7 protein-coding genes are annotated in these 5374 nt (G+C 58.2%); 2 read left to right on the top strand and 5 right to left on the bottom strand.

Going from position 1 to position 5374, the window contains the following annotated elements; all coding sequences use genetic code 11:
• Both AC5JJ6_RS38450 and AC5JJ6_RS38445 read left to right on the top strand, forming a co-directional pair.
• Positions 1 to 211 (top strand): hypothetical protein (locus AC5JJ6_RS38450; protein WP_496047094.1); only part of this gene is annotated, 211 nt, incomplete at its 5' end.
• Between the two features lie 842 nt (positions 212 to 1053).
• Positions 1054 to 1317, top strand: a complete 264-nt coding sequence (locus AC5JJ6_RS38445) for a hypothetical protein (protein WP_496047093.1) — start codon at positions 1054 to 1056, stop codon at positions 1315 to 1317.
• On the opposite strand, the gene AC5JJ6_RS38440 is transcribed toward AC5JJ6_RS38445, so the two are convergent.
• The 5 genes from AC5JJ6_RS38440 to AC5JJ6_RS38420 form a co-directional block, all read right to left on the bottom strand.
• Positions 1314 to 1631, bottom strand: coding sequence for a type II toxin-antitoxin system RelE/ParE family toxin (locus tag AC5JJ6_RS38440; protein ID WP_496047092.1), 318 nt, complete (start codon positions 1629 to 1631; stop codon positions 1314 to 1316). The two genes, AC5JJ6_RS38445 and AC5JJ6_RS38440, sit on opposite strands and share 4 nt — an antisense overlap.
• Positions 1628 to 1885, bottom strand: coding sequence for a CopG family ribbon-helix-helix protein (locus tag AC5JJ6_RS38435; RefSeq protein WP_496047091.1), 258 nt, complete (start codon positions 1883 to 1885; stop codon positions 1628 to 1630). Before AC5JJ6_RS38435 ends, AC5JJ6_RS38440 begins: the two co-directional genes overlap by 4 nt.
• Positions 1886 to 1980: 95 nt before the next feature.
• The gene (locus AC5JJ6_RS38430; protein WP_496047090.1) at positions 1981 to 2199 is read right to left on the bottom strand and encodes a hypothetical protein; all 219 of its coding nucleotides are present in this window, start codon (positions 2197 to 2199) and stop codon (positions 1981 to 1983) included.
• A 74-nt stretch (positions 2200 to 2273) separates the two neighbouring features.
• The gene (locus AC5JJ6_RS38425; protein ID WP_496047089.1) at positions 2274 to 2927 is read right to left on the bottom strand and encodes a class I SAM-dependent methyltransferase; all 654 of its coding nucleotides are present in this window, start codon (positions 2925 to 2927) and stop codon (positions 2274 to 2276) included.
• Positions 2928 to 3591: 664 nt separating this feature from the next.
• The coding region (locus tag AC5JJ6_RS38420) for a 4Fe-4S binding protein (RefSeq protein ID WP_496047088.1) at positions 3592 to 5374 on the bottom strand (1783 nt) is incomplete at its 5' end.

The following is a 5374-nucleotide window of genomic DNA, read 5'->3' as shown; positions in this document are numbered from 1 at the left end:
GATTCCCGCAGAAAGAATCACAGAGAGAAGGGGTATCAAACGTCTCCATGGCTTTCCACTGGTAAAAAACTTAAGTAAAGCTTTCATTATAGATTCGCAGTTCATACAAAGGGTTACCAATATCAGCACCGTTATTGAAGGAATTACTGCCGCTGGCATAGAAAAATTTTTGTATTCATATAATAGTTGTGATAAAACCATAAATATATAAGGTATTAAAAACAAAAGGTTGAGAAAAACTATGAACGATATTGATAGTCCAGAATAAATCACAATTTGAGTTGTGATGTTTTTTCTGTGATCTTAGATTTTGGGTCATCTGTTTGCAGATTATTAACCATAGTGTCGGTCATTTTCTCAAATTTCCTTATTTTTATAGATGTTAACTATATTAGGAAAGTTAAAACCATGGCAAACATTCTGCTGCCTCTAAGTTGAGCCATGCGATCTCGAAGAGCCGCTGCTCAGAACAATTAGTAAATTGCTGTTAAAGCAACCTACGCTAATTTAATATGCATTTCTTGCGACCTCTAAATGAAAATCTTTTAGCGCCCCGATACTCAAGGTGCTAATTGAAACGTGAGTATAATTGCTAGACAAACGAAATAAAAGTTATATTGTTGGTTAAAATATTCTTGAATGATTTGAACGTTTCCAAAATCAGTATGGAGTATGGCAACACTCCTTAGGAAAAAGTAGCAAATTCTGCTGATTTTAGAATAAGAGCGCCTATCAAAACCTGCCCTGACCTAGCGAAATCAATGGTTTAGATGTTTTCGGGCAGGGTTATGATAGGTGCTCTAAGCTATGGATGAAATTGTTAATTCTGATATATGCCATATAAAAAAATTGTAATATAATTTTCAGTAAAATTTAATTTTTATTGCGATGAGTCAACGTCGCGGAGCAGGACGATGTAGGTGACTGCTTCGTCGTCTCGGTGCAGCCAGGGGGCGAGGGTTGGGCGTCATGGCCGAGTGTCGGTTGAAGCTGGACTATGTCGAAGTTGACGCTTAGCCGTAGGCTCTCGCGCAGAGTGCCGGAGGGCATGGCTTGGTAGAGGCGCCGGGTCAACCAATGAACGGCCGTGTTGGTGCGGAATTCGGCTGGCAGGGCTGGGACATATCTTTCGCGGTTGCCGCTGTCGTTATTTTAAGCGGAGGACTGGAAGTAGAGTCCGACTTCCTGACCGCCGTGGAGATGGGGCTTGGTGATGACCAGTTCGTCGTTGGATCGTTTCAGGAGCGTGGTTCCCAGATACCGGCGGCTTCGCAAGGGCGGCTGATATGGGATTTGGAGGGGAGCCGAAGTGTTTAGCCGGAAGCGGGCCACTGCTCCGTCGGCCAGTCGCGTGCGCCGTGAATCACGTGAAGAATGGCGACGGTTTCGCCGCCTTCAGGATGGGCTATGATCTCATAGGCGACGATATAGGGCAGATCGTGCAGCACTCGCTCATAAGTACCTGTCACTCGCCCAGGTCGACCGGTCGCGAAATTCGCCAGTGCGGCGCCGGCATGGTCGATCCGCGCGGCCACACGCTCGGCGGCATCGGGGTTCTCGTCGGCGATGTGGCGAATGATGGCGAGATAATCGCTGCGGGCCTCGTCGGACCAGACGACATGCCGCTTCACTGGCGCGTCCGGGCAGCCTCGATGATGGTGCGGGCTTCGCGCATCACCTCGTCATGCGGCGTCGTCCGTCCTGCCCGCACATCGGCCCGGCCGCGCTCGACCTTCTCGATAATGGACAGCTCACGTTCGACATAGGCGCTGATGGCTTCCGCCGCGAGAAAACTCCGGCTGCGTCGGGTGCGGTCCGCCAGTTCGGCAAGCTGCTCCTTCGCATGGTTGGAAAGCCGGATGGTGACGGTGCTGCTGTCGGCCATGGAAACCCCGCTATGCGCATTTGTGTACATTGTAATACGCCGGCTGGATTCCGCAAGAAACGATTGGGAAATCGCCGTCCGCATCCGGCAGTCCGTTATTGCTTGTAGTCTTCGGTGGTGATGATCTTGGGGCGTTCGGAGCCGGCGTGGGGGTCTGATGTGGCCTCGGACTGGACGATGACGCGGCAGTCGCCGCACATGTAGATGCGGTCGATCGATGCGTTGGTGCCGAAGGTCTTGCCGCAGCGGATGCAGTGGCAGGGTTCCTCCTGCTTGACCAGGACGGGACTGCGCGATGTCTCGGTGAAGTTCAACTGCCGTGCAAGTTAAATCCGCATACTGCTGCAATACCGATGATCCGGCATAGACGAAGCTCCAGCCCAGTGCGTTACAATGCTTTGCGGGCAGTCAGGCCGACGTTCTTTCCGATGAACGGACTGGCGGCGAGGTCTAGCAGGCGGCTCAGGGGGAAGACGTAGCGGTCGTAGATGCCGACCGTGGAGGGTGAGACCTTGCCGTCCTGTTTGGACGCCAACTTGTAGGCCAGCGCTGCCGCGAAGCCCAGGCTGTCGTAGTATCTGGCCTCGATGTCCTGGAAATCGGCCTGGGCGACGGCTTGCACCAGACCGGCCTTGTGGTAGCGGCGGTAGTGGCCGATGCGGCGGTCGAATTCGGAATAGAGTAGCTGAAAGGCCGGGACGAAGACGTAGAGCCGGCCGCCGGGCTTGAGAACGCGATAAAGTTGCTTCAGCGCATTGACGTCGTCTTCTATGTGCTCAAGGACGTTGAGGGTAAAAACGTAATCGACCGAAGCGTCGGCAACGTCCTCGATCCTCTTTACCGAGGCGAGGCCGTGCAGTTCCTTGATCTTGGCCCTTTGGCCGTCGTCGTACTCGACACAGGTGACCTGGAGGCCCAGCTTGGCGACCGGGGCGGAGAAGGTGCCGATGCCGGCGCCGAAATCAAGCACGTGGCCGGATTTCGGAGCGTGACTTAAAACTTCATGTGTCAGGAATGCATTGTATTTGATGGCTTCCGCCATGATCTCAAGAACGTCGCTGCCGGAATAGTCTATGCTTTGGACGCCTGTCGACTTTTCGGCAAATTCGTTTCGCATGAGTGCCCGATTAGTTGCTGTGACAGAAGGGGTGGCACTTCTTCATGCCGATTTATGTCACAGTACTATGCAAACACAGATTGAACGGAGCAATCCTGGATAGAAAAATTATATTAATGTGGGTAGTGCGTTGTAGTTTGTTCTGGGTAAGACGTTTTCTGTAGGGAGTGGCCCATTAGGCGCAGGTGTGGGCGGGTCGCGGATGGGGCTGTTTGGTTCTCTGGTGGAGAAGATGTTGGTCTTTCCACCATTTCCCCGCACCGTTATGCTCCAACCGTCATGCCAAGGCTTGATCTTGGCATCTACCAGCACCAACCTTGCGGATGTTCTGGAACTTGGGGTTGAGGTCTCCATGAGCGCCGACGCTGGGAGGTACCAAGATCAAGTCTTGGTATGACGGACTTTTCAAGTCCGGGCTTGCAATGTCAGCGACGACAGGTCCTATCGGGGCATTTCCATACTGCGCTGAACAGCGCTGAACAGCGCTGAACAGCACTGGGGCCCGGAATTGCGGGATCGTGCTGAAAGCGGCTGGAAGCCGCTTCTACCCCTGCCGGCGGCGTGTCGCGCCGGCAGGGGTGGCAGGGGGTCAGTGCTTGTAGTCTTCGGTGGTGATGGTCTTGGGGCGTTCGGGGCCGGCGTAGGGGTCCAGCGTGGCCTCGGACTGGGCGATGACGCGGCAGTCGCCGCACATATAGATGCGGTCGATGAGCGCCTTGTTCTCGAACATCCAGTGGCTGCCCGACAGCTTGGCGGCGATGCGGTCGATCGACGCCTTGGTGCCGAAGGGCTTGTTGCAGCGGATGCAGTGGCAGGGTTCCTCCTGCTTGACCAGGACGGGACTGCGGGCGGTGTCGGTGAAGTTCAGTTGCGGGTGCAGCTTGATCACGTTTTCCGGGCAGGTGTTTTGGCACAGGCCGCACTGGACGCAGGCGTCCTCGGTGAAGCTCAGCATCGGGCGGTCGGGGTTGTCGGTCAGGGCGCCGGTCGGACAGGTCGAGACGCAGGCGAGGCAGAGGGTGCAGCCCTCGGCGTCGATGTCGAGCGTGCCGAAGGGGGCGCCCAGGGCCAGCGGCAGGACGGGGATCGGCTCGGGCGCTACGCTCTGGAGCTTGCGGAGGACCAGACGGGACAGGCCCTTCTTGTCGCCCATCGGCAGGAAGTTGGTGGGGTCGGCGCCCGTGCGGCGGGGCATGGCGTAGAGGTCGGCTGCGAACCGGTCGGGGTCGTCGGATTCCATCAGGGTTGCCCGGCCGGAACCGAAGCCGAGGCCGGACAGGATCGTTTCGGCAAGGCCCAGGTTGCGGGCGAGCGGGGTCAGGTCTTCGCGCGGTTTGGTCGGGGCGAGGATTCGCAGTTCCGACGCGCCGAAGGCGAAGGGGGCGGCCAGGGCTTCGATGCCGAGCTGGGTGATCGAGTTGACCTGGAAGGGGATCACGCGGGCAGGCAATCCGGGGCCGAAGCGGGCGGCCAGGTCGATCAGCGGGTCGCCGTGCTCGGCGTCGTGGACCAGGACGACGGCGTCGCTGCCTCCGGCGTCATGGTAAGTCAGGAGAAGGGTGCGCAGGCGTTCGAGCAGGGGTTCGGGACGCGGCAGGGCGTAGGTGGCGGCTCCCGTCGGGCAGACGGCGGCGCAGGACCCGCAGCCGGCGCAGACGAACGGGTCGATCGCGACATGGTCGCGGTTGGGCGTGATCGCTCCGGTCGGGCAGACGTCCAAGCAGCGGGTGCAGCCGGTCTTCTTGTTGCGGGAATGGGCGCACAGCTCGGCGCGGTAATCGACGTAGCGGGGCTTGTCGAACTCCCCGACCAGATCGGCGAACTGGAAGATGGCCTTCTGGACTTCGGCCGGGTTGCCGGGGTCGGGGCGGAGATAGCCGTCGCGCTTGCCGTGGGCCGGGAACAGCGGCGTGCCGCCGGTCAGGTCCAGGATGATGTCGCAGGTGGATTTGGCGCCTCGGCGGGCGGGGCCGAAGGTCAGGGACTGGCGCGACGAGGGTAGGGGGGCGGCGTAGTCGTCGACCTCGACCTCGAACTTGCCGAGGTGGCCGGTCGCCTTGACGATGGTGCCCTTGAGGATCGGGAACTCCGCCGTGCGCGGCGGGATCACAGCGTCGGGCCGGGTCAGCAGGACGGTGATGTCCAGCTTGTCCATCAACTGGCGGGCGGCTTCGATCGCCAGCTCGTCGCGGCCGTAGATCAAGGCGATGCCTTCGGATTTCAGCTCGATCGAGGAGACGGGAGTGACGGGAAGAGTCGCTTCGGCGATCAGGGCCGCGATCTTGGGTTGGGCGTAGGCTGCCTCGACCGACCAGCCGGCGCGCTCGCGGATATTGACGAAGGTCAGGGGGGTGTCGGGCGCCGAGTCCTGG

It is taken from the genome of Skermanella sp. (genome assembly GCF_059503625.1).
The sequence above is the reverse complement of the archived record's forward strand: the minus strand, read 5'-3'. Positions and strand labels throughout refer to the sequence as shown.

Excerpts from the sequence above, each read along its gene's own strand:
- AC5JJ6_RS38435 (WP_496047091.1), bottom strand. The coding sequence starts at position 1,885 with ATGGCCGACAGCAGCACCGTCACCATCCGGCTTTCCAACCATGCGAAG.
- AC5JJ6_RS38425 (WP_496047089.1), bottom strand. The coding sequence starts at position 2,927 with ATGGCGGAAGCCATCAAATACAATGCATTCCTGACACATGAAGTTTTA.